Source organism: Roseomonas gilardii (genome assembly GCF_001941945.1).
Classification (GTDB): domain Bacteria; phylum Pseudomonadota; class Alphaproteobacteria; order Acetobacterales; family Acetobacteraceae; genus Roseomonas.
In genome coordinates this window covers 2,328,206-2,354,526 of record NZ_CP015583.1, presented here as the reverse complement: position 1 = coordinate 2,354,526, position 26,321 = coordinate 2,328,206, and the positions used below count along the sequence as shown (strand labels likewise).

General features: G+C 72.2%; 24 protein-coding genes. 9 read left to right on the top strand and 15 right to left on the bottom strand.

The window, feature by feature from the left end:
- Window positions 1–2: 2 nt before the first annotated feature.
- Window positions 3–1,292: an adenylosuccinate synthase gene (locus RGI145_RS10750; protein WP_075798324.1), complete on the top strand. Its 1,290-nt coding sequence runs from the start codon at window positions 3–5 to the stop codon at window positions 1,290–1,292.
- A 37-nt stretch (window positions 1,293–1,329) separates the two neighbouring features.
- Here the strand turns inward: RGI145_RS10750 and RGI145_RS10745 are convergent, their stop codons facing one another.
- Window positions 1,330–2,625 carry a serine/threonine-protein kinase gene (locus RGI145_RS10745; RefSeq protein WP_075798323.1) on the bottom strand — a complete coding sequence of 432 codons (1,296 nt, stop codon included), beginning with the start codon at window positions 2,623–2,625 and terminating at the stop codon, window positions 1,330–1,332.
- Between the two features lie 182 nt (window positions 2,626–2,807).
- Here RGI145_RS10745 and RGI145_RS10740 point away from each other — a divergent pair, with 182 nt between their 5' ends.
- Window positions 2,808–5,078 (top strand): glycosyltransferase family 4 protein, encoded by a 2,271-nt coding sequence (locus tag RGI145_RS10740; RefSeq protein ID WP_167668265.1) that lies wholly within the window; start codon window positions 2,808–2,810, stop codon window positions 5,076–5,078.
- On the opposite strand, the gene RGI145_RS10735 is transcribed toward RGI145_RS10740, so the two are convergent.
- The 4 genes from RGI145_RS10735 to secD all read right to left on the bottom strand — a co-directional run bounded on the left by RGI145_RS10735 (window position 5,044) and on the right by secD (window position 10,024).
- Complete coding sequence (locus RGI145_RS10735) at window positions 5,044–6,213, bottom strand: EAL domain-containing protein (RefSeq protein ID WP_075798321.1); 1,170 nt, start codon at window positions 6,211–6,213, stop codon at window positions 5,044–5,046. The genes RGI145_RS10740 and RGI145_RS10735 overlap by 35 nt on opposite strands.
- Before the next feature lie 149 nt (window positions 6,214–6,362).
- Window positions 6,363–7,337, bottom strand: a complete 975-nt coding sequence (locus tag RGI145_RS10730; RefSeq protein WP_156878491.1) for a tripartite tricarboxylate transporter substrate-binding protein — start codon at window positions 7,335–7,337, stop codon at window positions 6,363–6,365.
- A gap of 75 nt (window positions 7,338–7,412) precedes the next feature.
- The gene (secF, locus tag RGI145_RS10725; protein WP_075798319.1) at window positions 7,413–8,426 is read right to left on the bottom strand and encodes a protein translocase subunit SecF; all 1,014 of its coding nucleotides are present in this window, start codon (window positions 8,424–8,426) and stop codon (window positions 7,413–7,415) included.
- 14 nt (window positions 8,427–8,440) lie between these two features.
- A complete protein-coding gene (gene secD, locus RGI145_RS10720) occupies window positions 8,441–10,024 on the bottom strand; it encodes a protein translocase subunit SecD (protein WP_075799990.1) in 1,584 nt (527 codons plus the stop codon).
- 238 nt (window positions 10,025–10,262) lie between these two features.
- On the opposite strand from secD, the gene RGI145_RS10715 reads away from it, so the two are divergent.
- Both RGI145_RS10715 and RGI145_RS10710 read left to right on the top strand, forming a co-directional pair.
- Window positions 10,263–11,234, top strand: coding sequence for a Gfo/Idh/MocA family protein (locus RGI145_RS10715; protein WP_075798318.1), 972 nt, complete (start codon window positions 10,263–10,265; stop codon window positions 11,232–11,234).
- A gap of 164 nt (window positions 11,235–11,398) precedes the next feature.
- Window positions 11,399–12,619: a Bcr/CflA family multidrug efflux MFS transporter gene (locus tag RGI145_RS10710; protein WP_075799989.1), complete on the top strand. Its 1,221-nt coding sequence runs from the start codon at window positions 11,399–11,401 to the stop codon at window positions 12,617–12,619.
- Window positions 12,620–12,646: 27 nt separating this feature from the next.
- Here the strand turns inward: RGI145_RS10710 and RGI145_RS10705 are convergent, their stop codons facing one another.
- The 7 genes from RGI145_RS10705 to hisI all read right to left on the bottom strand — a co-directional run bounded on the left by RGI145_RS10705 (window position 12,647) and on the right by hisI (window position 18,794).
- On the bottom strand, window positions 12,647–13,042 hold the full coding sequence (locus tag RGI145_RS10705; RefSeq protein WP_075798317.1) for a polyketide cyclase: 396 nt from the start codon (window positions 13,040–13,042) through the stop codon (window positions 12,647–12,649).
- 81 nt (window positions 13,043–13,123) lie between these two features.
- Complete coding sequence (locus tag RGI145_RS10700) at window positions 13,124–13,774, bottom strand: DUF1345 domain-containing protein (RefSeq protein ID WP_075798316.1); 651 nt, start codon at window positions 13,772–13,774, stop codon at window positions 13,124–13,126.
- A gap of 22 nt (window positions 13,775–13,796) precedes the next feature.
- Window positions 13,797–15,026: a lipid-A-disaccharide synthase gene (gene lpxB / locus RGI145_RS10695; protein ID WP_075798315.1), complete on the bottom strand. Its 1,230-nt coding sequence runs from the start codon at window positions 15,024–15,026 to the stop codon at window positions 13,797–13,799.
- Window positions 15,023–15,931, bottom strand: a complete 909-nt coding sequence (locus RGI145_RS10690) for a carbon-nitrogen hydrolase family protein (protein WP_075798314.1) — start codon at window positions 15,929–15,931, stop codon at window positions 15,023–15,025. The genes lpxB and RGI145_RS10690 overlap by 4 nt, the downstream gene beginning before the upstream one ends.
- Entirely contained in the window at window positions 15,928–16,560 is a 633-nt protein-coding gene (locus tag RGI145_RS10685; protein ID WP_237183043.1) for a GNAT family N-acetyltransferase, read from the bottom strand. The genes RGI145_RS10690 and RGI145_RS10685 overlap by 4 nt, the downstream gene beginning before the upstream one ends.
- 34 nt (window positions 16,561–16,594) lie before the next feature.
- A complete protein-coding gene (locus tag RGI145_RS10680; protein ID WP_075798313.1) occupies window positions 16,595–18,166 on the bottom strand; it encodes a tetratricopeptide repeat protein in 1,572 nt (523 codons plus the stop codon).
- A gap of 136 nt (window positions 18,167–18,302) precedes the next feature.
- Window positions 18,303–18,794 carry a phosphoribosyl-AMP cyclohydrolase gene (gene hisI / locus RGI145_RS10675; protein ID WP_083670593.1) on the bottom strand — a complete coding sequence of 164 codons (492 nt, stop codon included), beginning with the start codon at window positions 18,792–18,794 and terminating at the stop codon, window positions 18,303–18,305.
- Window positions 18,795–18,837: 43 nt separating this feature from the next.
- Between hisI and RGI145_RS10670 the strand changes: the two genes are divergently transcribed.
- From RGI145_RS10670 to RGI145_RS10660, 3 genes are all read left to right on the top strand, one after another.
- Complete coding sequence (locus RGI145_RS10670) at window positions 18,838–19,293, top strand: Fur family transcriptional regulator (RefSeq protein WP_083670591.1); 456 nt, start codon at window positions 18,838–18,840, stop codon at window positions 19,291–19,293.
- A 136-nt stretch (window positions 19,294–19,429) separates the two neighbouring features.
- Complete coding sequence (locus tag RGI145_RS10665; RefSeq protein WP_075798311.1) at window positions 19,430–20,887, top strand: DASS family sodium-coupled anion symporter; 1,458 nt, start codon at window positions 19,430–19,432, stop codon at window positions 20,885–20,887.
- Window positions 20,888–21,026: 139 nt separating this feature from the next.
- Window positions 21,027–21,461 (top strand): hypothetical protein, encoded by a 435-nt coding sequence (locus RGI145_RS10660; protein ID WP_026032999.1) that lies wholly within the window; start codon window positions 21,027–21,029, stop codon window positions 21,459–21,461.
- 141 nt (window positions 21,462–21,602) lie between these two features.
- On the opposite strand, the gene metC is transcribed toward RGI145_RS10660, so the two are convergent.
- Genes metC through RGI145_RS10645 form a run of 3 tightly spaced genes read right to left on the bottom strand, consistent with a single transcriptional unit; the run spans window position 21,603 to window position 24,430 of the window.
- On the bottom strand, window positions 21,603–22,808 hold the full coding sequence (gene metC / locus RGI145_RS10655; RefSeq protein WP_075798310.1) for a cystathionine beta-lyase: 1,206 nt from the start codon (window positions 22,806–22,808) through the stop codon (window positions 21,603–21,605).
- Window positions 22,808–23,692 (bottom strand): sulfurtransferase, encoded by an 885-nt coding sequence (locus tag RGI145_RS10650; RefSeq protein ID WP_075798309.1) that lies wholly within the window; start codon window positions 23,690–23,692, stop codon window positions 22,808–22,810. The genes metC and RGI145_RS10650 overlap by 1 nt, the downstream gene beginning before the upstream one ends.
- Before the next feature lie 6 nt (window positions 23,693–23,698).
- The gene (locus tag RGI145_RS10645) at window positions 23,699–24,430 is read right to left on the bottom strand and encodes an alanyl-tRNA editing protein (protein ID WP_075798308.1); all 732 of its coding nucleotides are present in this window, start codon (window positions 24,428–24,430) and stop codon (window positions 23,699–23,701) included.
- 152 nt (window positions 24,431–24,582) lie between these two features.
- On the opposite strand from RGI145_RS10645, the gene RGI145_RS10640 reads away from it, so the two are divergent.
- Together RGI145_RS10640 and RGI145_RS10635 are read left to right on the top strand one after the other, a co-directional pair.
- Entirely contained in the window at window positions 24,583–25,479 is an 897-nt protein-coding gene (locus tag RGI145_RS10640) for a DMT family transporter (protein WP_075798307.1), read from the top strand.
- A gap of 136 nt (window positions 25,480–25,615) precedes the next feature.
- Window positions 25,616–26,299 carry a CBS domain-containing protein gene (locus RGI145_RS10635; protein ID WP_237183042.1) on the top strand — a complete coding sequence of 228 codons (684 nt, stop codon included), beginning with the start codon at window positions 25,616–25,618 and terminating at the stop codon, window positions 26,297–26,299.
- Window positions 26,300–26,321 lie beyond the last annotated feature (22 nt).

The following is a 26,321-nucleotide window of genomic DNA, read 5'->3' as shown; positions in this document are numbered from 1 at the left end:
ACATGGCCAATGTCGCCGTGATCGGCGCCCAGTGGGGCGACGAGGGCAAGGGCAAGGTCGTGGACTGGCTGGCCAGCCGCGCCGATATCGTCGTCCGCTTCCAGGGGGGCCACAATGCCGGCCACACGCTGGTGGTGGGCAACCAGACCTACAAGCTGAGCCTGCTGCCCTCCGGCGTGGTGCGCGGCAAGCTGGGCATCATCGGCAATGGCGTGGTGCTGGACCCGGTGGCGCTGCTGAGCGAGATCGAGAAGGTCGGCGCCCAGGGGCTGGAGGTCGGCCCGCACAACCTGCGCATCGCTGAGAACGTGCCGCTGATCCTGCCGCTGCACCCGGCGCTGGACAAGGCGCGCGAGGCGGCGCGGGGCGACAACAAGATCGGCACCACGGGCCGCGGCATCGGCCCGGCCTATGAGGACAAGGTGGCGCGCCGCGCTATCCGCCTCTGCGATCTGGCGGACGAGGCGATCCTGTCCGCCAAGCTGGACGAGCTGCTGCTGCACCACAACACGCTGCTGCGTGGCCTGGGAGCCGAGGAGTTCCGCAAGGAGGACCTGCTCAAGGACCTGCTGGCGCTGGCGCCGAAGCTGCTGCCCTTCGCCGAGCCGGCCTGGGAGCGGCTGGACGCCGCCCGCACCGAGAACAAGCGCGTGCTGTTCGAGGGCGCCCAGGCGGTGATGCTGGACGTCGATCACGGCACCTATCCCTTCGTCACCTCCTCCAACACCGTGGCGGGCAATGCCGCGGCGGGGGCGGGCGTCGGGCCGCATGCGGTCGGCATGGTGCTGGGCATCGCCAAGGCCTACACCACCCGCGTCGGCTCCGGGCCGTTCCCGACGGAGCTGCATGACGAGATCGGCAAGCGCCTGGGCGAGCGGGGCCGCGAGTTCGGCACCGTCACCGGCCGCCCGCGCCGCTGCGGCTGGTTCGACGCCACGCTGGTGCGGCAGGCGGTGAAGGTCGGCGGCGTGCAGGGCCTGGTGCTGACCAAGCTGGACGTGCTGGACGGGCTGAAGGAGATCAAGGTCTGCACCGGCTATCGCCTGGATGGCGAGGTGGTGAAGCGCCTGCCGGCCTCGGCCGCCGCCCAGGCCAAGGTCGAGCCGATCTACGAGACCATGGAAGGCTGGAGCGAGAGCACCAAGGGCGCGCGCTCCTGGGCCGAGCTGCCGGCGACGGCGGTGAAGTATGTCCGCCGCATCGAGGAGCTGGTCGAGGCGCCGGTGACGATGCTCTCCACCAGCCCGGAGCGCGACGACATCATCCTGATGAGCGACCCCTTCGCGGGCTGAGCCCTCGCGGTTCCATGCGCCCCGGGGGGGCGGCGGGTCAGGTCCCGCCGCCATCCCCGGCATAGAGGAAGACCACCTCCGTCACGGCGAGCGAGAGTTCTCGCGTGTCGTCGCCCCGGCCCTCGCGCGCCGGGCTGCCATGGGTGAGGCTGTCGAGGCGCAGCACGTCGAAGGCCAGCGCCTCCTCCGGCTCGATCAGCACCTCCGTCCCGCCTTCCACCGGTTCCAGGCGCAGCGGCGCGTGGCGGGCATCGAGGCTGGCCAGCAGGCGGGGGCGGTCGCTGCCATAGACCTGGGCCACGCGCAGCCGCACGGCGCGCACCGGGCGCCAGGGGTCCGGGTTCTCCACCATGCCGCTGGGCCCCATCCAGCGGAAGGCTTCCTCGGGCGGATGCCAGCCCAGGGTGAAGGCGCCGTCGCCGGGGCCGAGGCGCCGTTCCGCCGGCAGCGTGGCCGGGGGCGGCGTCGCCTCGTCGAGCAGGGCGCGCAAGGGGGTGAGCAGGGCCTCGATCCTGTCATCGGGCGCGGCGATCCGGCCGCCCGCCGGGCCGGCGCCCGCGATCAGGCCCACCACGTGTTCGACGAAGGCCTCGAAGCGGGCGTCACGCGTGGCGAAGCCGTGGTCGAGGTCCAGCCGCAGCCGTGCGGCCCGCAGGGTGCTGGCCTGTTCCAGCCGGCGCAGCCGGGCCGCGAGGCCGGCCAGGGTCTCGGCCTCCTGGAGCACGACCGGCGCCAGGGCCCAGCGGGCCAGGGGCGCCTCCACGCCTTCCGCCCGGATCTCCACGCTCAGCCCTGCCTCGCCGATCTCCTCCGGGCGCAGCGACAGGGCGAAGCGGATCACCGAGGCGCCGTCAGGGCGGGGGCGGGGCGTTTCCGCCACCACGGCGCGGGGCAGGGCGCCGTTCACCCGTGCGGAAAAGGGCGGGGCGAAGAGTCCGTTCACGGCGTTCACCAGACGGCCGTGCAGCACGCCCTGGTGCGCCTCCAGCGCCTCCACCACAGGCTCGCCCGGGCCGAGCAGCGCCCAGGCCACGCGGCCATCCGCCAGGGCGAGGGGTGGCGCCAGATCCCCGCCGCCGCCGCCGGGCTGGGCGAAGCGCAGCATCTCGCCGGGCGCGGCGCAGGGCAGGCGGCCGATGCGGAGCGTGAGCGGATCGCCGGGCTGGAACCCGGCGGAGCCTTCCGGCAGTTCGGCGCGGCCGGCTTCCATGCCACCCAGCCAGGCGACCAGGGGCGCCTCCAGCCGGCCCGGCGTCACGCAGCGCAGGCGCAGGAGGCCTGTCTCCAGCCCCGCATGCTCGAAAGCGGGAGGTCTCGGCCCAGCATCCGTCAAACCGTGTTCCTCTCCTGCTCCGGCATGGCGCCCTGCTACCTGGGCGGGATGGGCCCAGATGGACGTGACGCAATCATCCTGAGAGGTTAATCAATCATCAACCATTGGGCGAGAGTGCCCCCTTAAGGCCGGAGACCAGGCTTCTGCGACCCAGGCTGCATGTCTTTTCCCCGATGCCGCCGATGCGGAACGGGATCGCCGATTACGCCGGGGCCCTGACCGACGCACTTTCCGGCGCCTACGACTGCGACATCCGCGACTCGGAGGAGGCTGCCGGGGCCGCCATCCCTCCGGGGGCGAGAGCGCTGCACCAGCTTGGCAACAATCCCAGCCATGCCTTCGTGCTGCGCGCGCTGCGCCGGGTGCCGGGGGTGGTGACGCTGCATGACATGACCCTCGCCGTGCCGGCGCGCCTCGCCCTGCCGCCCGGGGAGATCCGCGAGGCTTGTCCGGCGCTGTGGGAGGGGCTGGCGAGGCCGTGGCTGGAGCGGGGGCGCCTTCCCGGCGCGGCGGCCTCGGCGCTGGACCTGCTGCGGCCCGCCCTGCGCGGGGCGAGGGCCGTGGTGGTGCATTCGCGCCACGCGGAAGAACTGTTGCGGCAGCGCTGCCCGGAACTGGCCCTGCGCTGCGCGGTCATCCCCCATCTGGCCCTGCCGGGGCCCTCCGACCGGGAGGCGGCGCGCGCGGCGCTGGGCCTGCCGGGCGACGCCTTCGTGGTCCTCACCGCGGGCTTCGCTTCCCGCGCCAAGCGCCTCGGCTGGGTGGCGGAGGCCGTGGCGGCGCTGGCGCCGCGCCGTCCGGACCTGCTCTGGGTCCATGCCGGCGAATGGGACGAGGCGGTGACGGGGCCGCCCGGCGCGGCGGTGGAGCGCCTGCGGGCTCAGGGGCGGCTGCGTGTCACCGGATTCCTGGAGGAATCGCGGCTCGGCCTCCATATCGCCGCCTGCGACGTGCTGGCCAATCTGCGCGCGCCCTCGGTGGGGGAAAGCTCCGGCACGCTGGCGCGGGCCCTGGCCGCCGGCCGCTGCGCGCTGGTGTCGGACACGGGTGCCTATGCCGAGTTGCCGCGCGACGCGGTGCTGGCCGTGCCCGCCCTGGCGCCACAGCGCGCGATGGTGGCGGCCCTGGCGGCGCTGAGCTGCGATCCGGGCCTGCGCGACGCGATCGGGGAGCGGGCGCGGCTTTTCGCCCGGACGGTGCTCTCGCCCGAGGCGGTGGCGCGGGCCTATCGCGCCGTGATCGAGGATTTCCGTGCCGCGCCGCCGCCCCTGGCCGTGCCTGGACCTCTCGCGCGGCCAGCGGCGGCGCGTGGCGCCCCGCCGCGCATCCTGCTGGTCTCGCCGCTTTCGCCAGTGCCGGTGCGGGCGGGGAATGCGGCCCGGATCGCCCGGCTGGCCGGGGCGTTGGCCAGCCGCGGGTTGCCGATGGAACTGGCGGCACCTGTCATTCCGCCCGGCTCGGCGGGCTCCGGGGCCTCGCCCTGGCTGGCATGGCATCCCATTCCCTGGCGGCCGGCGCGCTTCCCCGCCCATGCGGATCGCTGGGCGCTGGACGACTGGTGCCCGCCGGAGACGGTGGAGGCGGTCGCGGCGTTGCACCGGCAGGGACGCCACGACGTGGTGATCGCCTCCTATACCTGGATGTCGGCGGTGCTGGAGGCCGTGCCGGGGGCCTTCCGCGTGCTGGACACACATGATCTGGTCGGCGGCCGCGCGGGCGAGGCGGCGAGGCTAGGCCTGGCGCCGTCCTGGTACTGGACCGGGCTGGCGGAGGAGGCGGCGGGGCTGGCACGGGCCGATCTGGTGCTGGGCATCCAGCCGGAGGAAAGCGAGGTGCTGCGCCAGCGTGGCGCCCGGGCGGTGCTGACGGTCGGCCATGCGCCTGGTGGGGCAAGTGGGACGGCGCCCCATGCCGGCGGCGCGGCGGCCTGGGAATTCGGGCTGCTGGCCAGCGGCAATGTCTGGAACCAGCACGGCGCGGCGGCGCTGGACCGGGCCCTGGCCCATCATCCGGATATTCCCTGGCTCCTGGCGGGGGAGGCGAGGGTGGAGGGTGGATTCCGGTCCGCCGGCACCGCGCTCGGGCCGGTGGAGGAGGCGGGCGCCTTCTACCGGCTGGTGGACTGTGTCGTGAATCCGGTCGAGGGCGGCACGGGGCTGAAGATCAAGACCGTCGAGGCCCTGGGCCTCGGGCATCCGGTGATCGGCACGCGCCATGCCTTCGCCGGGCTGGGCGCGCGGCATCCGGCGCAGCAGGCCGAGGACGCGGCGGCGGTGGCGGAATGGATGGCGGAGTACCGCGCCAGCCCCGCCTTGCGCACGGAAATCCTGCAAGCCTCCCGGGAACTGGCCGGGCGGTGGCGGACATCGGTGGAGGAAGGGTTGGACCGCTTCGCCGCGCTGCTGCGGGCGGGCGGGGTCACTCCGGAGCCGGGGTCCGGCGGGCCGGGTTGAAGCGCGGCTGCGTCCAGCTCCGCGACCAGACGGGCAGCACCTCCGCCGGCATGGGGCGGCCGACCGCATAGCCCTGGGCGTGCGAGACCCCGGCGGCGGCGGCGGCGTGCCAGAGGCAGGGGTCGGAAATGCCCTCCGCGACCACCCGCATCCCGGCCGAATCGGCCCGGCGCACCACACGCCGCACCATGTTCCGGGCGCGGTGGCTGTGGCGCATGGCGGCGGTGACGCTGCGGTCGAGCTTCACGCCGCCGAAGGGAAGTTCCAGCAGCGATTCACGGGGATCGTCGAGGCAGAGGTCGTCCAACAGCACCTCGTGGCCCGCCCGGCGCAGCCGGAGCAGGGCGCGGCGCAGCAGGCTGCGGTCCTCGACCGGCGTGGTCTCGGTCAGCTCCAGGGCCAGGGCATGGGCGGGCAGGCCGGCCTCGGCCAGGATGCGGCCGAGCCAGGCCGCGGTGTCATCCTGCAGCAGCACGGCCAGCGGAAGGTTGACCGAGACGCGGCAGTTCGTCCCCCGGCGGCGGCTGCGGCGCACCACGGCGAATTCCCGCGCGGCGCGGCGGGCCACGGCGATGGACAGGTCCAGTCCGAGGCCGGCGCTTTCCACGATCGGCACGAAGCTCTCGGGCGAGCAGCGCTCGGTCGGAGCTTCCCAGCGCGCCAGGGCCTCGGCGCCGGCGGGCCGGCCGTCGCGGATGCGGACGATGGGCTGGTAGCGCACCGAGACCTGACCTTGCAGCAGGCCGAGCCGGATTGCTTCCGTGTCCTCCGTCAGCGGCGTGGCGGGGGGCAGGGGGCGCATGGCGGCGCGGATCGCGCGGGGCGAAAGAGCGGCGGCATGATCGCGGTGCAGCACCATGCTGCGGGTGGCGCCGAAGGCATCGGAGGTGGCGACACGGAGTTCGTCGATCCCGTCGCCGCTGGCTCCGTCCTCCAGGATCAGCAGGCGGGGCGGCTCATCCGCCGCCAGGACGGCGTTCAGGGCCTCCTGCGGGGAGAAGGCGTGCTGCAGCGCGGAAGCCGGCTGGCCGAGCGCGCTCACTGCGCTGCGCGCCGCCCGGAGCACGCCCTGGTCCTGGGTCAGGACCATGATGGGTGCCTGGGAATCTCCCGCCCTGTCGCCGGAATTGATCATGGGCCCCGCAAAGCGTTCCTCCCGCTGATCGGCAGCATATGGGTATGAATCGGTCACGGGGAAAGAAGTTACATTAGTATCAAAAAATAGACAACATAAAAACGGCGCCTCGCGGAAACATCATGCTCTTCGCCGGTCCGTGGAAGGAACTATAGCTTCAGCGCGGCCAGTTGCTGGCGCACCAGTCTCGTCCAGTCGGCCTCGTCCAGGAACCCAGGGAGGATGCCTGAGGCATTCGCCTGGGCCACGTATTCCGGATCCGCCACGACCTTGGCCAGTGCCGCGGCCAGTGGAGCGGCCACGGCATCCGGCGTGCCGGCAGGCAGTACGAAGCCACGCCGGGCGGAAGCCACCAGGGGAATGCCCCGCTCGCCCAGGGTCGGGGTTTCCGGCAGCAGGGCGCACCGCTCCGCCAGGGCGAGCCCCAGCGCCGCGAGTCGGCTTTCCTGGAGTGCGGCGATGGCATCGGAGAGCCGAACCAGCGCCGCGGAAACATTGCCCGAAAGGGTGGCCTGCCGGGCGGCGGCGGCGGAGGGGAAATTCAGCGGTGCCAGCGGCAGGTGTTCCTGCAAGGCCGGGGTGGCGAGGGCGGCGGTGGAGCCTTGCGGTGGCAAGGCCAGGGTCTGCGGTTCCCGTTCCCGTTGCAGGCTGGCGAGGCTCGTTTCCGGCGGCGCGACGAGGACGAGAGGGTCCTCCGCCACCGCGCCCAGCAGGCGGAGGCGCTTGAGCAGGCCCGAGGCGCGGCCCGTTCCCGGCTGCGCGAAGATGTCGGGCGTGACCGCATAGCCGAGGCTGCGGCCATTCGCGGGTGCGGAGGCGATCGTGACGAGAAGCTGTGCCCGGCTGGCCTCCGGGCGGTTCGAGACCGAAACGGCACGGTGCGGCAGGTGGCGTTCCAGGAAGGGCGCGAAGGCGCGGAGCCAGAGATCGGTTGGCCCGCCCTCCGCCCCGCCGGTCAGAAGCGTGACCTCCGTCACGGGTTCGGCGGGATGGGCCCGTGCCAGGAAAGGCGTGGCCAGCCCCGCCGCCAGCCCCGCCGCCAGACCCAGCAGCAGGCGCCTGCGCGGTGCCGCCGTCAGGAGTGGCGTTGCCAGCCCGGTCGCCGGATGCGGCGGCAAAGCCACGGGCCGGGCCTCCGCAGGAACCCGGCCGGTCTCTTTCCGGCCTCGCCTCACCGGTCCCGCCTCAAAGGCCAGCCGTCATCGCTGCGGCTGGGCCTCCGGCTTCTGCGCGGCCTTCTGCGCGGCTTTCCCGGCAGCGGTTGCCGGGGGTGCGGCGGGGCGCGCCTCGCCACGGCGCAGCCGGTGCTCGCCCAGGAAGAGCAGCAGGGGTGCCGCGATGAAGATCGAGGAGGAGGTCGCCACCACGATGCCGAAGATCACCGTCCAGGCGAAGCCGGACAGGGTGTCGCCGCCGAAGAGGGCCAGCGGCAGGGCGGAAAGCAGCAGCGTGACCGAGGTGCCCACGGTGCGGTTCAGCGTCTGGTTGATCGAGAGGTCGATGACCTCCCGCAACGGGGTGGTCTTGAACTTGCGCAGGTTCTCGCGGACGCGATCATAGACCACGACCTTGTCGTTCACGCCGAAGCCGATGATCGTCAGGATCGCCGCGACGGTGGTCAGGTTGAACTCGATCTGCGTGACGACCAGGAAGCCCACCGCCTTGGTGGTGTCGAGGATCAGCGTCGTCACCGCGCCCACGGCGAACTGCCACTCGAAGCGGATCCAGATGTAGATCAGCATCGCCAGCAGCGAGAAGCCGAGGGCGTAGAGGCCGTTGCGGAAGAGCTCGTCCGAGACGCGGTTGCCCACGGCGTCGGTGCGCAGGATGCGGCTGCCGGGGGCGACCTGGTCGAGCGCGCCGCGCACGCGGTTGACGACCTGCTGCGTCGCCGCCTCGTCGCCCTGCACGGGCAGGCGGATCAGCACGCTGTCGGGGCTGCCGAATTCCTGCACGCCGGCCTCGCCCACGCCCAGCGCGTCGAGCGCGGAGCGGGTGCGGGCCAGGTCGGCGGGGCCGGGGGTGCGGACCTCCATCAGGATGCCGCCCTTGAAGTCGATGCCCTTTTCCAGCCCGGGATGGAAGGCGAGCACCACCGAGGCCAGCGACAGGATCGCCGAGACCAGGATGCCCATGTAGCGGCCGCGCATGAAGGGGATGCGCGTGCCGTCCGGGACGACGCGGAAGAGGGGGTGGGTCAAGAGTCGAAGCATTGGGCTTGCCCCCTTCAGACCGGCAGGCTGCGCGGGCGGCGCGAGCGGAACCAGACGCTGATCATGAGCCGCACCAGCGTCGTGGCGGTGAAGAGGTGCACGAAGGTGCCCAGCGCCACGGTCACGGCGAAGCCCTTCACCGGGCCGGAGCCGAAGATGTAGAGCGCGGCCATGGCCAGCAGGTTGGTGACGTTGCTGTCCAGGATGGTGCCATAGGCCTTGCTGAAGCCGCTCTCCAGCGCGGAGGCTGGCGCGCGCCCGGCATGCGCCTCCTCGCGGATGCGCTCGTTGATGAGGATGTTGGCATCCACCGCCGTGCCCAGGGTGAGCACGATGCCGGCGATGCCGGGCAGGGTCAGCGTGGCCCCCAGCAGGGACAGCGCGGCGCCGGTCAGCACGAGGTTCACCAGCAGGGCCAGGTTGGCGAACCAGCCGAAGAGCCCGTAGGCCGTGCCCATGTAGAGCAGCACGAGGAAGGTGCCCGTGCCCAGCGCGATCAGCCCGGCGCGGATGGCGTCGGCGCCGAGCTCGGGGCCGACGGTGCGTTCCTCCACCACCGTCAGCGGCGCGGGCAGGGCGCCGGCGCGCAGCAGGGCGGCGAGGTCGCTGGCCGACTGGGCGTTGAAGGAGCCGCTGATCTGGCCGCGGCCACCGGTGATGGGTTCGCGGATCACCGGGGCGGTCAGCACCTTGTCATCGAGGACGATGGCGAAGGGGCGGCCGACATTGGCGCGGGTGATGTCGGCGAAGCGGCGGGAGCCGACCGAATCGAAGGTGAAGCTCACCACCCATTCGCGCGTCTGCGGGTCCTGCGAGGCGCGGGCGTCGGAGAGGTTGGCGCCGTCCACGGCGACCTGCCGGCGGACCGCGTAGCGCTGGCCGTCGCGCTCGCCGGTCAGGAACATGGTGCCGGGCGGCGGCACGGTGGCCTGCGGGTTCGCGTTCTCGTCCAGCAGGTGGAAGGTCATCTTGGCGGTGCGGCCGAGCAGTTCCTTGATCCGGTTCGGATCGTCCACGCCGGGGAGCTGCACCAGGACGCGGTCCTGGCCCTGGCGGGCGACGAGGGCCTCGGCCACGCCGGTCTCGTCCACGCGGCGGCGGACGATCTCGACCGACTGGTCCACCGCACCGCTGGCGCGGGCCTGCAGCCCGGCCTGGGTGACGGCGACGGTGAGCGCGCCGTCCGGGGCGCTGGCAACCTCGATGTCCGGACTGGTGGCGCCGGTGGAGGCGGTGACCGGGTTCGCCAGGTCGCGGAGCTGGGCCGCCGCCGTGTCGGCCTGGGCCGGGTCGCGCAGGCGCACGGTCACGCGGCGGTTCGGCTCGTCCGTCGTGATGGCGGTGTAGCCGATGTTGTTCTGGCGCAGCCGGGTGCGGGCGCCGTCGGCGATGGCCTCCAGCCGGTCATGCGCCACGCGGTTCAGGTCCACTTCCAGCAGGAGATAGGAGCCGCCGCGCAGGTCGAGGCCGAGGGAGATCTGCCGCTGCGCCCAGGAGGGCAGGGCGGAGCGGGGGAGGAAGTTGGGAAGGCAGAGCAGGATGCCGAGCGCGATGACACCGAGGATCGCGGCGACCTTCCATCGCGCGAAGTACAGCATGGTCCTTGAAATCAGCCTCTGGTTGAGGGGGCGGAACATGAAGTTTGCGCCGGTTTCATGCAAGGTGCTGCCGTGATGCGGATGGTGACAGGGGCGACGCGATGCGGGCGGCGTGGTTTTCCGGTCCGTTCCGCCGCCGCGCCGCGCGGGCTTCCGCGCTTCAACCCGGCGCCCGGATGATCTAGAGCCGACGGCGAAGTGCAGGAATTCTGCACCCGAACGGTGCCGGAGAAGATCGATGCGGCTGAAGCTGGGCGTGCTCGGGGCGGGGCATTTCGGGCGGTTCCATGTGCTGAAGGCCGCTGCCGGACCACGGGTGCAGCTGGTGGGGCTGCACGACCACGACCCGGCGCGCGCCGCCGCCGTGGCCGCGGAGGCGGGGGTGCATGCGCTCTCCGCCGCCGAGGTGATCGCGCGGGCGGATGCGGTGATCGTGGCGACGCCGACCGCCTTCCACCACGAGCTGGCGCGGCAGGCGCTGGAGGCTGGGCGGCATGTGCTGGTGGAAAAGCCCATCGCCGCGACGCTGGCCGAGGCGGACGATCTGATCGCCCTGGCGGCCTCAACGGGGTTGGTGCTGCAGGTCGGGCATCTGGAGCGCTTCTCGGCCGGCTTCGCCACGCTGATGGGGGGCGAGGGCGGGGTGGCGGCCCGGGTCGGGCGGCCGCTCTACATGGAGGCGGTGCGGATCGCGCCCTTCCGCCCGCGCTCGCTGGACGTGCCGGTGGTGCTGGACCTGATGGTGCACGACATCGACCTGGCCTTCGCCCTGTTCGGCGCGCCGCTGGTGGGCGTGGATGCGGTGGGCGGGCCGATCGCCTCGGCGCAGACGGACATCGCCAATGCCCGGCTGCGCTTCGGCAATGGCGGGGTGGCGACGCTGACGGCGAGCCGGGTGAGCCTGAAGATGGAACGTCGCCTGCGCCTCTTCGGCACGGAGGGCTATCTGCAGATGGATTTCCTGGCCCGCACCATGCACGTCGTGCGCAAGGGCGAGGGCGCGGCGCTGGAGCAGCTTCCGGGCTTCGGCGCGGCGCAGGAATCCTGGCAGGATCGCGATAGCCTGGAGGCGGAGCATGCCGGCTTCGTGGCCGCCTGCCTGGACGGCGCTCCGGTGCGGGTGGACGGCGCAGCCGGGCGGGCGGCGCTGGATGCCGCGCTGCGGGTGGAGGAGGCGCTGGCCGCCTCGCGCCTCGCCGCCGGGGTCTGAGCCGTCAGGCCTGCCGCCCCGGCGCGGCGAAGGCTGGCGCTGTCCTGTCATGTGGCAGAATGGCGTGGATTTGGGCGGATGGCAGCCAGCCATGCGCCATCCGGGGGCGAGTGCCCGGGAAACGGACATTGTGCGGTGCGGTAAAAACCTCGACCCTGGCCGCCATGTCCGCCTGCTCCGAAGCGCAGAACGCTTCCGCCACCAGCCGTCCGCAGCTCCGCCTCGTCGTGGTGCTGAGCATCCTGATGGCCTTCGGGTCCATCTCGACCGATATGTACCTGCCGGCGATGCCGGAGCTGAGCCGGATCTTCGCGGTGCCGCCGTCGCGTATCCAGCTCACCCTCTCCTCCTTCTTGGTCGGGTTCAGCCTGGGGCAGCTCCTCTGGGGGCCGCTGGGCGACCGCTACGGGCGCAGGCCGATGCTGCTGGCGGGGATCGCCTGCTTCCTGGTCGGCTCGGCGGGCTGCGCCCTGTCGCGCTCGGCGGATGCGATGATCCTGTGGCGCTTCGTGCAGGCCGCCGGCGCCTGCGCCGGGCCGGTGCTGGCGCGGGCCATGGTGCGCGACCTTTACGGGCGGGAACGCTCGGCCAGCATGCTGTCGATCCTGATGCTGGTGATGGGCATCGCGCCGCTGCTCGGGCCGCTGCTGGGCGGGCAGGCGCTGGCCTTCTGGACCTGGCCGGCGATCTTCTGGCTGCAACTGCTGTTCGGGCTGGTCGCCATGGCCGGGGTGCTGAGGCTGCGCGAGACCCTGCCGCCGCAGTACCGGGCCTCGATGCGGCTGCGCGACGCCTTCTTCAGCTATGCGGAGCTGATCCTGAACCGGCGTTTCCTGGGCTACGGGCTCTCGGGCGGGTTCTTCTATGCGGGCGCGCTGGCCCATGTGGCGGGCACGCCTTTCGCCTATATCGACTATTACGGCGTGCGGCCGCAGCTCTACGGCTTCCTCTTCGGCCTCAACATCGCCGGGATGATGAGCGCCAACATGCTGAACAGCCGGCTGGTGATGCGCTTCGGCTATGACCGGCTGTTCCGCGTCGGGACGGTGATCGCGACCGTGTCCGGGCTGATCCTGGCCTTCAACGGGCATGGCGGCTTCGGCGGCCTCTGGGGTCTGGTGGTGCCGATCTTCTTCTATGTCTCGATGCTGGGGCTGGTGGTGGCCAATTCCATGGCGGGCGCCATGGCGGCCTTCCCGCACAAGGCGGGGACCGCCTCGGCGCTGACCGGGGCGACGCAGTTCGGCCTGGCGGCGCTGGGCAGCGCGGCGGTGGGCTGGCTGTCCGACGGCACGCCCTGGTCCATGGCGCTGGTGATCGGCTTCTGCGGCGTGGCGTCGCTGGTGACGAACCTGCTGATGGTGCGGGGGCCGCAATCGGCCTGAGAGGAGGGGTGGCGCGGCGGGAAGCGCCTACCCGGCGAACCGCTCGCGCAGGTGCTGCAGGTCGCGCCGCACCCAGTCCTGATCGCGCCGGAAGGCGTCCTCCGACATGCCGGGCTGGCGGTAGAGGGTGAGCATCACCTCGGCACCCTCGCCATTGGCGATGACCCGCATCGGCACATGCACCACCCGCCCGTCCTGAAGTTCCACCCGATGGTCCATGACACCGAAGGCGTTGTGGCCGGTGAAGCGGATGCGGATGGGGCCCTCGGGGCCCTGGGCCTTCCAGGCGTCGCCATCCGGTTCGAGCGGACTGGTGCTGAGGCCCGAGGCCCAGAGCGGGAAGCTCTCCGGCTGCCAGAGCGCCTCGTAGAGAGCCCGCCAGTCCCGCGCGACGGTGATGCTGAGCGTCCGGGCCTCCAGCATGGCGTCTCCTTCCTTCTCCCTTGCCCTGCCGGTGCCGGGAAGAGGCTGACAGGGGCGTGACATTTCAGGGTGGGTTCAGCATCAGCCGGCCAGCCCGGCCGCGATATTGACCGTGCCGGCGATGACGGCGGCGTTGAAGATGAAGGACAGGATGCCATGCAACAGCACCAGCCGCCGCATCCCGGGAGAGGAGGTGGTGACGTCCGAGACCTGGGCGGTCATGCCCACGGTGAAGGAGAAGTAGAGGAATTCCAGCAGGTCGGGCTGCTTCTCCCCGCCCGGAAACTCGATGCCGCCGCGCAGGGTCGCCTCGTGCATGTAATGCGTGGCGAAGAGCACCTGCACGAAGACCCAGGACAGCAGGACCGTGGCCATGGCCAGGGCCGAGGTCCAGGGCGAGTCTCCCTTGGCCCCCGCCATGTCGAGCGCCACCCCGATCAGGGAGACCAGCACCGCCGCCACCGTGCCGCCCAGCACGCCCCATCGCGTTTCGTCGAGGGCCTCGGCGCGCTTCTTGGCCAGCCGCGGATCGGCGGTCAGGGCGCCGTGGAGCAGCATCAGGAGATAGACCAGCATCGCCGCGTCCCAGCCGAGCAGCAGGGCGGCGGAATGGCGCAGCGGCGTGAAGCGGGCCAGCGCGCCCCAGCAGCACAGGCCGACGAGCAGGCCGATGGAGAGGCCGGGGCGCAGGCTGAAGCTCCGCGTGGCGAAGCGCAGCGACGGGATCAGCATGATGCGGGCGAGGCTCTCCGGCTCAGTCGCCGGCGGCCGGGAGGGAGGGCTCCGATTCGGCAGGCGGCGGAAGCGATGATGGCGCCCGCGCCCCGATTTCCGCCAGCACCACCCGGGCGGCGGCCTCGCTGGGCAGGAGGCCGGGGCCGGGGCGGAGCTGTTGCAGCAGGCGGGCGAAGCCTTCCTCCTGGCGCGCGCGGGCGGCGGGTTCGGTGAGGAGGCGGACGAGTTCGGCGGACAGCTTCTCCGGCGTGCAGTTCTCCTGGATGTATTCCGGGATCACCTCGGCATCCGCCAGCAGGTTCACGATGCTGGCGAAGCGCACCTTGATGATGCGGCGGACGATTTCCGCCGTGACCGGGTTCACGCGGTAGCCGACGGCCATCGGCACGCCCGCCAGCGAGACCTCCAGCGAGGAGGTGCCGGACTTGATGAGCCCCACCCCGCCGCTCTCACGCGCGGCGGCGAAGGCGTCGTATTTCTCCGCCACGTCGCGCACCAGGATGGGCGCGGGGGACCAGGAGGCGGTGCCGGCGCGGACGGCCTCCTCCACCGGCCCGGCCAGCGGCACCACCGGGCGCAGGCCGGGCAGGTGCGCTTCGGTGCGGCGCAGGGCCTCGCCGAAGATGGGCAGGAGGCGCGTGACCTCGGTGCGGCGGCTGCCGGGCATGACCAGCACCACACGTTCCTCCGCTCCGATCCCGTGGCGCGCGCGGAAGCGGGCGGCGTCGCCCCGGTCGGCGCCGCTTTCCAGCACGGGATGACCGACGAAGCTGACGGGGATGCCGGCCTTCTCGAAGAAGGGCGCCTCGAAGGGCAGCAGCGCCAGGATGCGGTCCACCTGCCGGGCGATCTTCTTCACGCGCCAGGGCTTCCAGGCCCAGACCTGCGGGGCGACGTAATGCACCACCGGCACGCCGGTCGGGCGCACCCGCGCCGCGACGCGCAGGGCGAAGCTGGGGGCGTCGATCGTCACCAGCACGGCGGGGCGGCGCGTGGCGATGTCGGCCACCGTCTCGTCCAGCCGGCGGGCGAGGCGGCGGAGGTTCGGCAGCACCTCCAGCAGCCCCATCAGCGCCAGTTCGCGCATCGGGAAGAGGCTTTCGAGCCCCTGTTCCGCCATGCGCTCCCCGCCCACCCCGGCGAAGCGGAGATCGGGGCGCATCGCCCGCAGCGCGGCGATGAGCCGGGCGCCAAGCACGTCGCCGGAGGCTTCCCCGGCGACCAGATAGACCAGCGGCGCCTCCGTCATGCGAAGCGGCCCGCTTCCGGGGCGGGGAAGGGGGCGGTGGGCCAGTCACGGTGGTTGCGCACCCCGCCATCGGCGCGCACCGCCTCGATCCGTGCCGGGTCGAGGGTGGCCAGGACCCAGCCGGGCTCGTCCAGCGCGCCGCGGGCGAGAACGCCATCCTCCGGGAAGCCGCGATCCACCGGGCCGAAGACGGCGGCGAAGCCCCGGTTCACGTCCAGCGCCGCCGACCAGGGGGCGAGGCCCACGTTGGGGGTGACGGCGACGTAGCACTGGCTTTCCAGCGCCCGGGCGGCGGCGGAGAAGCGTACGCGGTTGAAGCCGTGCATCGTGTCCGTGCAGGAGGGGGCGAGGATCAGCCAGGCCCCGGCCTCGACCTGGGCGCGGACATGGGCGGGGAATTCCACGTCGTAGCAGACGGAGATGCCGATCCGGCCCCAGGGCGTGTCGAAGACCCGTGGCGCGGCACCGGGGGAGACGATCCAACGTTCCGCCTCGAAGCGGGTCATGAAGCATTTGTCCTGGAAGGCGACGCGGCCTTGCGGGTCGATCAGCGGGGCGCGGTTGCGTACCAGCCCGTCCGGATCGCGCACCGGCAGCGTGCCGGGAAGCAGCCAGAGCCCGGCGCGGCGCGCGGCGCCGCGCATCGCCTCCAGGATGGCGGGGGCGGCCTCGGTCATGGCGCGCAGCTCGCCGGCCTCGTCCACGGCGAGGCCGTCGCCGGTGTTGCCCGAAAGGGCGGCGCCGAGTTCCACGGCGGCGTATTCGGGCAGGACGGCGAGATCGGCCTGGCCGGCGATGCGGGCGAGCCAGGTGTCGAGTTTCGCCGCGAATTCAGCCACGCCGCGCTGGCGCTCCACCGGATATTGCAGCAGCGCGAGGCGGAGAGAGGTGGCGGGCGGGGTCATGCCAGATCCTTCAGCCAGGCGGTGAGCTCGTGCGGCACCTCGCCTCCGCCGCCGCCCACCTCCGGCCAGTCCATGCGGACCACGATCTCCGGATGGTGGCGGTAGCCACGCTTCGCCCAGAATTCGTCCAGCGGCATATGGCCCGGTGGGCGGCGCGGGTCCGCCGGGTTGCGCCGCACGCCCACGAAGGCGGCGTGCGTCAGGCCCAGGGCGCGGGCATGGGCCTCGCGGCCCTCGAAGAAGCGGAGGCCGATGCCCTGGCCGCGCCAGGGCGCGAGGAGGACCGATTCGCCGAAATAGCAGAAACCCGCTGGGTCGAGCCCGGCCCGGGAGAAGGCCTCGCGCACCTCGTCATGGGTTTCCGCCATGGGCTGGCAGGTGGCGGCGCCGACGACCTCCTCGCCCCGCTCCCCGTTGGCGAAGGCCAAGACCGCGGCGGCATCGGGGCGGCCGGCATAGGCGGCGAGGTAGTCCTCCTCCCGGTGCGGATCGCCCTCGTAGAGATAGGGCCAGTCGCGGAACACGGTGACGCGCAGCCGCGACAGGGCCGGCAGCCAGGGGCGCAGCGCGGCGCCACGCAGCGTTTCCGTGCGGAGGGGCGGGGCGGGGTGGGACATGGGGTAGGGCATAGAGCAGTTCCGCCCCACCGGGCTATGGGTCGACTCAGCCCCGCCCGAGCAGGCGCGCCAGGAGTCCGCCCTGGGCGGCGGTCGCCGGACGCGGCGGATCCGCCATCGCGGGCGGGGCCACGGCGAGGCTGGCGAGGAGGCGTCGGGCGGCCTCGTTGCCGGGATGGCGTGCCAGCAGGCCCTGGCAGGCCAGCATGGCCTCCCCGGCCGCGCCGGTGTCGCGCAGCAGGGCCGCCAGCGCCAGGCCATGGGACGCGGCCGCCGGGTCCAGCCCGACGGCCCGGCGCAGGGCGGCGACGGCCTCGGCCGCGCGGCCCTGGCCCGCCAGGGCGCGGCCGAGGCCGGCCTGGGCGCGCGCCCGTTCCACGGCGCGGGGGCCGGTGGCGGAATCGATCTCCTCCGGCGCCAGGGCGGCGCGGAAATGCGGCTCGGCCAGGGCGGGCTCGCCGGCCTCCAGCAGCGCCTCGCCCGCCAGCACCGCCAGGGCGGCATCGCCCGGAACCCAGCCGCGGCCGGCCAGCGCGGCATCCACGGCCTCCCGCGGGCGGCCCTGGGCGGAAAGGGCGACGGAAAGCCCGCCATGGACATGCGCCACGTCGCGCCGGACATCCAGCGCGGCCCGGAAGAAGGGCTCGGCCAGGGCGCCGCGCCCGGCGGCGGTCAGCATGTGGCCGACCTCCTGCAACGGGTCGAAGGCGCCCGACAGCACCGCGCCGTAGCGGGGCCAGGCGGCGTCCAGCCGGTGCCAGCTCCCGTCCTCGAAGAGGCGGCGCAGCATCGCCGGCACCAGCTCGCGCTGGTCGTCGCGGAGCAGGGCCGGGTCGCAGCCATGGCGCAGGGCGCCCTCGCGGAGTTGGGCGGCCCGGTCCTCGTGCCCGCGCCGCAGCGCCTCCCGCGCCACGACCCGGTGCCAGACATGGGTCTGGCGGCGGCGGCGGAGCAGGTGGCGCAGCGCCAGGGGGTCGTTCGCCAGCACCGCGTCCAGCGCCTCCCCCAGCACCCGGCTGCTGCGGAACAGGTGGATCGCCCAGTGCTCCATGAAGGGCGCGGGCACCCAGTGCGCCAGCCCGGCCGCCATGATGGCGCGGGCCTGGGCGCCGTCCTCCCGGTGATAGGGATCGGCCACGATCACCGGCACCGGCGGCAGCTCGTCCGCATCGATGCGCAGGCCGGCATGGAGCTTGCGGCTGAAGTAGCCGGCGTAGCGGTTGTCCTCCGGCACCACGGCCGGGTCGATCGAGTATTGCGGCGAGATCGCCAGGGCATGGTTCACGCCCAGGCGCCGGGCGTGTTTCAGCGCCGCGTGCGCGCCCATGCTGTAGCCATAGGCGACGGTGCGGGCATCGACGAAGGGCCGGATCACGCGGGCGGCGGCCTCGACGGAGCGGGCGGGATACCAGTCCGGCGCGTGGCTCACGATGCCGATCAGGCCGAGGCCGAGCCTGCGGGCCGGGACCATGCCCCAGGCGCGCGTTCCGTCGGGGCGGAAGGTCAGGTCGGCGAAGGTCAGCAGCGTGCCGCGGCCACCGGCCTCTCCCTCGGCAGGCTGCAGGACGACGCGCAGGTTGCCGTCGTCGAACAGGATCCGGGCGGCGGGTTCGGTCATGGGTGCGGACGGGTGGGGTGTCGGGCGGCCCGGCCCGTGCAGCGTCTCATTCCGTCGCCATTAGTGCCCGCGGGATGGATGCAACGCAAGGTGGAAGGGGGTCTCGCGGACATCCCTCCAGGTTGCCGGTGCCGTGTTATCCGGAATGGCCGTGGGCGGGTGCGGCCGTGCCGTACAGCGCGGCCGGGTCTTCCAGAGGTTCGGCGATGGCGGCCAAAGCGCCTCCGCGCAGCGCCCAGGAGAAACAGGAGCGCCGGCCGGTGTGGCAGGCCACGCCCACCTGGTCCACCAGCGCCAGCACCGCGTCCCCGTCGCAGTCCAGGCGCAGTTCGCGCAGGTGCTGTACCTGGCCCGAGGTGTCGCCCTTGCGCCAGAGGCCCTTGCGGGAGCGGCTGTAATAGGTGACCCGGCCGGTGCGAAGGGTTTCGGCCACGGCCTCGCGGTTCATCCAGGCAAGCATCAGCACCTCGCCCGTGTCGTGCTGCTGCGCCACGGCGGCGACGAGACCCTGGGCGTCGAAGCGCAAGCCGCCGAGGAACTGCGCGATCGCCGCTTCGCCGGGCGGCTGCGGGACGTCTCCGGTGGCGCCGAGGTTAGCGCCAGGGGCGGCGATTGGGTGGCTCTGCATGCGATACTATATAACGCATCGCGGACCGGATGGGAGCAGGGGCATGGCGCAGGCGCTTGAGGCGGCATTGGATCGGGCGGCGACATCCTGCCTGAAGCGCGGGGCGCAGCTCACCCCACTGCGGCGGCAGGTGCTGGGGCTGGTGCTGGGCGCGGACCAGCCGCTGGGCGCCTATGCGCTGCTGGACCTGCTGAAGGCAGAGCGGCCGGGCGCCGCGCCGCCCACTGTGTACCGGGCGCTGGACTTCCTGCTGGAGCAGGGGTTGATCCATAAGGTCGAGCGGCTGAACGCCTTTGTCGGCTGCATGGAGGCCGAGCATGGCCACGCCCATGGCCATCCGCACCAGTTCCTGATCTGCCGGCAGTGCGGCACCACCCAGGAGATGGCCGACGCGGCGGTGATGCAGGCGGTGGAGGCGGCCGCGCGACGGGTCGGGTTCCGCCCGGATCACGCCACGGTGGAGGTGGAAGGGACCTGCGCCCGCTGCGCCGCGGCATAGGCGAGGGCCTACCTCGGGGTTGTCCCCCGGGTCGCACGAGGCTCGCCCTTTGGTGATGGCGCGGGCTTGATCCAGGTCAGAACGAAGCGCGCGAAGAGGGCGAAACTGGGCAGAGAACCGGATTCGGAACCTCGTCATGTCCAATCGCGGATGGGTCGCCCCCGTTCTTCCCCTGGTGATCGGGGTCGGCATCGCTCTTCTGCCCCATCCCCCCGGCCTGCAGCAGCATGCCTGGTACTTCCTGGCCATCTTCGCGGCGGTCATCGCCGGGCTGATCACGGAGCCCATCCCCTCTCCGGCGGTGGGCTTCGTGGGCGTGGTGCTGGCGGGGCTCGCGGCGCAATGGGTGCTGTTCTCGCCGGAGCAACTGGCGCAGCCGGGCTTCAACCCCACCGCCGCCGCCGTCTCCTGGGCGCTGTCGGGCTTTTCCAACGGCACGGTCTGGCTGATCTTCGCCGCCTTCATCTTCTCGCTGGGCTATGAGCGGACCGGGCTGGGGCGGCGGCTGGCGCTGCTGCTGGTGTCGCGGCTCGGCGGGCGGACCCTGTCGCTCGGTTATGCGGTGATGATCGCCGACGGGGTGCTGGCGCCCTTCACGCCGTCCAACACCGCGCGCAGTGGTGGCACCATCTTCCCGATCGTGAAGAACCTGCCGCCGCTCTACGACTCCAGGCCCAACGACCCCTCGGCCCGGCGCATCGGCAGCTATCTGATGTGGACGGCCATCGCCTCCACCTGCGTCACCAGCTCGCTCTTCCTGACGGCGCTGGCGCCGAACCTGCTGGCGGTGGAACTGGTGCGGCGCACCACGCAGATCTCGCTGAGCTGGACCTCCTGGTTCGTCGGCTTCCTGCCCGTCGGCGCGATCCTGCTGCTGGCGACCCCCTGGCTCGCCTACAAGCTCTATCCGCCGGAGGTGCAGCGCAGCCCGGAGGTGCAGGCCTGGGCACGGGCGGAGCTGAAGAACCTGGGGCCGCTCTCGGGGCGGGAGATCATGCTGGCGGCGCTGGTGGTGCTGGCGCTGGCGCTGTGGATCTTCGGCACCCGGATCATGGACCCGACCATGGCGGCGCTGCTGGTCGTGGCGCTGCTGGTGCTGACCGGCACCATCACCTGGAACGACGTTGTGACCGACAAGCCGGCCTGGAACACGCTGGTCTGGTTCGGCACGCTGGTGACCCTCGCCGGCGGGCTGGCCCAGGTGGGCGTGGTGCGCTGGATCGCCGGGCTGCTCGGCGGGGCGCTGGAGGGGCTGCCGGTGGTGCCGGCGATGGCGGCGCTGGTGCTGGCCTTCTTCCTGCTGCACTACCTCTTCGCCAGCGTGACCGCCCATGTCACCGCGCTGCTGCCGGTGATGCTGACCGTGGCGGCCGCCATCCCCGGCATGCCGATGGAGCGGATGGCGCTGATGCTGTGCCTGAGCCTGGGCATCATGGGCATCATCTCCCCCTATGGCACCGGGCCGAGCCCGATCTATGCCGGCAGCGGCTTCCTGCCGGTGAAGGATTTCTGGCGGCTGGGCACGATCTTCGGGGCGATCAACCTGATCGTCTTCCTGGTGGTCGGGCTGCCCTGGCTGATGCTGGTGAAGTAGAGGCCCGCCGGGCGGCTTTCTTTCCACTGGGGAAAGCCGCCCGGCTTCTCACCATCAAATGAACGGAGGCAGGCACCGGAAAATTTCTGATTCGTATCGAATGGGGCGAGGATGCGACGGAAGTCGGAGGGTATGTCCCATGAGGATGGTTTGGGTTCTGGCGGTGCTCGGCCTGTTCCTGTTCGCTGGTGCCGGGCCTGCCGCGGCGGGCAATGACTGCCGGCAGTACAAGCCGACCGTGAGCATCGTCGTGGGGCCGGGCACCATTCCGCCGAGCAAGCGGCAGGCCGAGATCCATTATTTCTTCAGGGGGGCGCCGGCCTGCTGGGATGCGGTGCATCTCCGCTTCGGGATCGCGGGACGGGAGCCCTACATCATCCAGGAGATCAAGTCCGGCCGGAACTGCGGGATCTACAAGGACGGGCGGTCGCTGCCGGCCTGTGCCCACAAGGTGGGGACTGTCGAGTTCGGCACGACCTACGTGGTCGGGTTGCAGGAGTGCGACAAGCACGCCCTGTCGAGCGACGAGTGCTCGTCCTGGGCCTCCCAGACCGTGACCACGCCAAGGAACTGAGGACGGCGACGGCGGGCGCTGTCCCGCCAGCGCCCGTCGCCTTCCCCGGGGCGAAGGTTCCGGCACCTCCGGTTGCCTCCGCGGAGCCGGCGCTCCAGCCTGGAGTCGGGCCTCTCCCGCAAGGACACCGCGCCGGAGCACCTAGCGCGGCAGGGCGTCCAGCCCCCTGGCGAGGTCGGCGATCAGGTCCGCCGGGTCCTCCAGCCCGATATGCAGGCGGAAGGCCTGGCCGCCCAGGGCCAGCGGCGTGGCAGTGCGGGTGACGGCGGTGGGGAGGGCCAGGCTCTCATAGCCGCCCCAGGAGGCGCCGATGCCGAAATGGTGCAGCCCGTCCACCAGGGCGCACATGTCCTGGCGGGAATAGCGCGGCTGCAGCACCACGCCGAAGAGCGAGCAGGTGCCGGTGAAGTCGCGCTTCCAGATCCCGTGCTGCGGGTGGGAGGGCAGGGCGGGATGCAGGGTGCGCGCCACCTCGGGGCGGCTTTCCAGCCAGCGCGCGACCTCCAGCCCGTTCTCCGCCTGCTGCTTCAGCCGCACCGGCAGGGTGCGGAGGCCCCGCAAAGCAAGCCAGCAATCGTCCGGGCTGGCGAACTGCCCCAGCGCCACATAGGCCGCGCGGACGGTCTGCCAGTCCTCGGGCGTGTTCACCGTGACGCTGCCGAGCAGCACGTCGGAATGGCCGCCGACATATTTGGTCAGCGCCTGGATCGAGACATCGACGCCGTGCTGGAAGGGCTGGAAGTGGTGGATGCCCCAGGTGTTGTCCATCAGCACCTTGGCGCCGTGGCGGTGCGCGGCGCGGACGATGGCGGGGATGTCCTGCACCTCGAAGGTATGGCTGCCGGGGCTCTCGGTCATCACCACGCGGGTGTTGGAGCGGAGCAGCGCCTCCATCCCCGCCTCGTCCACCAGCGGGTCGTAGTACTCGACCTCGATGCCCCAGCCCCGGATCAGCCCGTCGGCGAGGCGGCGCGTGGGGCCGTAGATGCTGTCGGCGATCAGGCAGTGGTCGCCCGCCTTGAGATAGGCGAGCAGCGGCACGGCGATGGCGGCGAGGCCGGTGCCGACGATCAGGCAGCGCGTGCCGCCTTCGACCTCGGCGATGGCATCCTCCAGCGCGTGATGCGTCGGGCCGCCGGCGGTGCCGTAGGTGAGGACCTGCTCGAAGCTGCGCTGGTGGACGGCGTCCATCGCCTCGCAGGAGGCGTGCAGCACGGTGGAGCCGCGCTGCACCGGCGGGTTGACGAAACCGTGCCGGCGCAGCGGCGCCCGGCCCGCCTGGGTCATGCGGGTCTCGAAGGACAGGTCCGGGCGGGCGGCGGGCGCGTGGGGCAGCGTGTCGGGCATCACTTGACCTTCGGGGTTTCGGGCCGGGCCGCCCATTCGGTCCAGGAGCCGTCATAGACGGCGGCCTCGGGCAGTCCGGCGCGATGCAAGCCGAAGGCCAGGACACAGGCAGTGATGCCGGTGCCGCAGCTCGTCACCACCGGGCGGGTGCCGTCCACCCCGGCCGCGGCGAATTTCCCGCGCAGCGCCTCGGGCGGCAGGAAGGTGCCACCGGGGGCGATGAGGTCGGTGGCGGGCAGGTTGCTGGCGCCGGGCATGTGGCCGGAGGGCAGGCCGGGGCGCGGTTCCGCCGCGGTGCCGTCGAAGCGGCCCCGGGCGCGGGCATCGAGGATCAGCGCCGCGCCGCCCTCGGCATCGGGCGTCGTGGCGAAGGGACTGGTCCATGGCCTCCCTTGGCGCACGATGCGCTTCACGTCGCCGATGCCGGCAAGGAAGGCGGCGATGAAGTCGGGCTGGTAGGCGGCGGGCGTGGCGGGGGTGGGTTCGCCGCTTTCCACGGGGCGGCCCTCGGCCTGCCATTTCGGCAGGCCGCCATCGAGCACGGCGACCTTGGTATGGCCGAAGAGGCGCATCAGCCACCAGCCGCGCGGGGCGGAGAAGATGCCCTTCTGGTCGTAGAACACCACGCGCGTGTCGTTGCCGATGCCGAGCGCGCCGACGAGGCGTGCGAAGCGGCCGGCCGTGGGGGCCATGTGCGGCAGGTCCGTCTCGGGGTCCGCGATCTCGTCCACGTCGAGGAAGCGGGCGCCGGGGATATGGGCCCGGGCGAATTCGGCGCGGCCGGTCTTACCCTCGGGCGGCAGGTAGTAGGTGATGTCCAGGACCACGAGGTCCGGTTTGCCGAGCTCGGCGGCGAGCCATTCGGTGGTGACGAGCGAATCCATCCCGGTTCAGTCCTTCAGCACGATATGGACGCGGCGGTTCTGCTTGCCCTTGCTTTCCAGCTTGGTCACCTCCACCGCGCCGATCTCCTTGGTGGAGCGGACATGCGTGCCGCCGCAGGGCTGCAGGTCCACCGGCGACTCCTCGGAGCCGATGCGCACGAGGCGGATCTGGCCGGCGCCGCGCGGCGGCTGCACCGAGAGGGTGCGGACCAGGCCAGGATTGCGGTCCAGCTCGGCTTCCTCGATCCAGCGCTCGCCGACCGGATGGTCGGCGGCGATCAGCAGGTTGAGCTGCTGCGTCAGCCATTCCTTCGGCGGCGGCTCGGGCAGGTCGAAGTCGAGGCGCGACTTCTCGGCGCCGATCTGGTTGCCGGTGGCGTAGATGCCCGGCATCACGGCGCAGAGCAGGTGCAGGGTGGTGTGCATCCGCATGTGGCGGTGGCGCCGCTCCCAGTCGATCGAAGCGATCACATGCGTACCGGGCTCGGGGCGCGGCGCGTCCTCGGGCAGCGTGTGGAGGACGGTGTTGTCCGGCCCCTTCAGCGCCTCGGTAACCTTGGCCTCGGCGAAGCCGCCATCGGGCTTCGCCCAGCGCAGCGTGCCCGAATCGCCGGGCTGGCCGCCGGCGCGGGCGTAGAAGAGGGTACGGTCCAGCACGACGCCCTCGGGACCGGAGGAGACCACGGTCGCGCCCGCGTCGCGTCCATAGGGGTCGAGGCGGTACAGCAACTCGGTCATCGTCGTTCCACTCCGCAAAACGCGTTCCGCCGGCCCTGGCGGCCCCCGGCCTCCCCAGGATGCGGGCGAGAAGGGCGGGGTGGCGCTCTGGTCATCCCGGGCGCTGGACCGTAGCCTCGGGCCGGTACGCCGTCCACACGAGCGCCCCCTCCATGCAAGACCCGGTCAGCGCCGCGCGCAGGCGCGCCATTCTCCTTGTCCTCGGGGAGGCCCTGGCCTTCTCGCTGGTCGCCGCGATGATCAAGCTGCTGGGCGGCGCGATCCCGCTGGCGGAGGTGATGCTCTTCCGCAACCTCTTCGCCCTGCCGGCCCTGATGCCGCAGGCCCTGGCGCATGGCGGCTGGCGGGCGCTGCGGACGCGGGCGCCGCTCGGCCATCTCCAGCGCAGCGGCTGGGGGCTGCTGGCCATGGGCGGCGCCTTCTACGGCTATGCGAACCTGCCGCTCGCCCTGGCCAGCGCGCTCACCTTCACCATGCCGCTTTTCCTCACGGTCTTCTCCGTGCCGCTGCTGGGCGACCGGGTGGGGCCGCGCCGGGCCTCGGCGGTGCTGGTGGGCTTTACCGGGGTGCTGGTGATGCTCTCGCCCGGCCTCTTGCCCGGCTCGGGGGTGGGCACGCCCGATCCCGTCGCGGTCGGCGTGGTGCTGCTGTCCGCCATCGGCTGGGCGCTGGCGATGATCTCGATCCGCCGCATGGGAACGAGCGGGGAGCCGGGCGTGACCATCGTGCTCTGGTACGCGCTCTCGGGCGTGGTCGCCTGTTCCATCGCCTCGCTGCCCGTCTGGGTCTGGCCCACGGCGGGGCAATGGGCGCTGCTGGCGGGGCTCGGGATGGTGTCGGGGATCGGCCAGCTCCTGCTCACGGCGGCCTATCGCAGCGGCGAGGCGGCGATGCTGGCGCCCTTCGAGTATTCCGGCCTGATCTGGGCCACCCTGCTGGGCAGCCTGCTCTGGGGCGAGTTCCCGGGCCTCGCCGACCTGGCCGGATTCGTGATCCTGGTCTCGGCGGGGCTGTTCATCTGGCGCACGGAGGTGACGCGGCGGGCCTGATGCCGGGGGCGCCGTCGGATGGGTTTTTCCCCTTGATCCAGATCATGGCGGCGTTTTCATCTGTCATGGGATGAAGCCCTTGTGCCGCACGGTTCCGCCGCGCCGGCTTCGCCAAAGACAGAACAAGGAGGACGCTGTGAAAGTTCGCGAGATCATGACCAGCCAGGTGATGACGGTCGGCCCGGATACGCCGGTGCCCGCCCTGGCCAGCCTCTTCGCCTCGCGCGGCATCTCGGGCGTGCCGGTGGTGGACGGGACGGGCCAGCTCGTCGGCCTCGTGACCGAGGGCGACCTGCTGCGCCAGATCACGGGCGAGGAGGAGGCGCAGTCCTGGTTTCGCCGCCTGATCGAATCCGCGCCGAGCCAGGCCCTCCAGTACGTGCAGTCGCATGGGCGCGTGGCGCGCGACCTGATGACGACCAGCCTGGAAACGGTGGGCGAGGATGACAGCATCCAGAAGGCCGCCGGGATCATGGCGAAGCGCAACATCCGGCGCCTGCCGGTGGTGCGCGATGGCAAGCTGGTCGGTATCCTGTCCCGCGCCGACCTGATGAAGGCCATCGTCGCCCCTCCGGCGCAGGCGCCCGGGGAGACCAGCGATGCCGAGATCGAGCGGAAGCTGGTGGCCGAGATGCGCCGGCACAGCTGGGCGGATGCCTATTACATCTTCCCGCATGTGGAGAAGGGCGTGGTGCAGTTCCACGGCTTCTGCAACTCGGACGATGTGGAGCGCGGTTTGCGCGTGCTGGCGGAAGGCATCCCGGGCGTGAAGGACGTGACCTTCGACCTCTCCCCCGTGCCGCCGCCGATGCTGGCCTGAGGCGCGGGGCGGCCGCCGGATG

What these genes read in the sequence shown, in the direction of transcription:
- RGI145_RS10640 (WP_075798307.1), top strand. Translation starts at nt 24,583, where the DNA reads ATGCAAGACCCGGTCAGCGCCGCGCGCAGGCGCGCCATTCTCCTTGTC.
- RGI145_RS10670 (WP_083670591.1), top strand. Translation starts at nt 18,838, where the DNA reads ATGGCGCAGGCGCTTGAGGCGGCATTGGATCGGGCGGCGACATCCTGC.
- RGI145_RS10735 (WP_075798321.1), bottom strand. Translation starts at nt 6,213, where the DNA reads ATGATCAATTCCGGCGACAGGGCGGGAGATTCCCAGGCACCCATCATG.
- RGI145_RS10665 (WP_075798311.1), top strand. Translation starts at nt 19,430, where the DNA reads ATGTCCAATCGCGGATGGGTCGCCCCCGTTCTTCCCCTGGTGATCGGG.
- RGI145_RS10660 (WP_026032999.1), top strand. Translation starts at nt 21,027, where the DNA reads ATGAGGATGGTTTGGGTTCTGGCGGTGCTCGGCCTGTTCCTGTTCGCT.
- RGI145_RS10685 (WP_237183043.1), bottom strand. Translation starts at nt 16,560, where the DNA reads ATGCCCTACCCCATGTCCCACCCCGCCCCGCCCCTCCGCACGGAAACG.
- RGI145_RS10700 (WP_075798316.1), bottom strand. Translation starts at nt 13,774, where the DNA reads ATGCTGATCCCGTCGCTGCGCTTCGCCACGCGGAGCTTCAGCCTGCGC.
- secD (WP_075799990.1), bottom strand. Translation starts at nt 10,024, where the DNA reads ATGCTGTACTTCGCGCGATGGAAGGTCGCCGCGATCCTCGGTGTCATC.
- RGI145_RS10750 (WP_075798324.1), top strand. Translation starts at nt 3, where the DNA reads ATGGCCAATGTCGCCGTGATCGGCGCCCAGTGGGGCGACGAGGGCAAG.
- RGI145_RS10690 (WP_075798314.1), bottom strand. Translation starts at nt 15,931, where the DNA reads ATGACCCCGCCCGCCACCTCTCTCCGCCTCGCGCTGCTGCAATATCCG.
- RGI145_RS10740 (WP_167668265.1), top strand. Translation starts at nt 2,808, where the DNA reads ATGCGGAACGGGATCGCCGATTACGCCGGGGCCCTGACCGACGCACTT.
- hisI (WP_083670593.1), bottom strand. Translation starts at nt 18,794, where the DNA reads ATGCAGAGCCACCCAATCGCCGCCCCTGGCGCTAACCTCGGCGCCACC.
- RGI145_RS10710 (WP_075799989.1), top strand. Translation starts at nt 11,399, where the DNA reads ATGTCCGCCTGCTCCGAAGCGCAGAACGCTTCCGCCACCAGCCGTCCG.
- RGI145_RS10715 (WP_075798318.1), top strand. Translation starts at nt 10,263, where the DNA reads ATGCGGCTGAAGCTGGGCGTGCTCGGGGCGGGGCATTTCGGGCGGTTC.
- secF (WP_075798319.1), bottom strand. Translation starts at nt 8,426, where the DNA reads ATGCTTCGACTCTTGACCCACCCCCTCTTCCGCGTCGTCCCGGACGGC.
- RGI145_RS10680 (WP_075798313.1), bottom strand. Translation starts at nt 18,166, where the DNA reads ATGACCGAACCCGCCGCCCGGATCCTGTTCGACGACGGCAACCTGCGC.
- lpxB (WP_075798315.1), bottom strand. Translation starts at nt 15,026, where the DNA reads ATGACGGAGGCGCCGCTGGTCTATCTGGTCGCCGGGGAAGCCTCCGGC.
- RGI145_RS10650 (WP_075798309.1), bottom strand. Translation starts at nt 23,692, where the DNA reads ATGGATTCGCTCGTCACCACCGAATGGCTCGCCGCCGAGCTCGGCAAA.
- RGI145_RS10645 (WP_075798308.1), bottom strand. Translation starts at nt 24,430, where the DNA reads ATGACCGAGTTGCTGTACCGCCTCGACCCCTATGGACGCGACGCGGGC.
- RGI145_RS10705 (WP_075798317.1), bottom strand. Translation starts at nt 13,042, where the DNA reads ATGCTGGAGGCCCGGACGCTCAGCATCACCGTCGCGCGGGACTGGCGG.
- metC (WP_075798310.1), bottom strand. Translation starts at nt 22,808, where the DNA reads ATGCCCGACACGCTGCCCCACGCGCCCGCCGCCCGCCCGGACCTGTCC.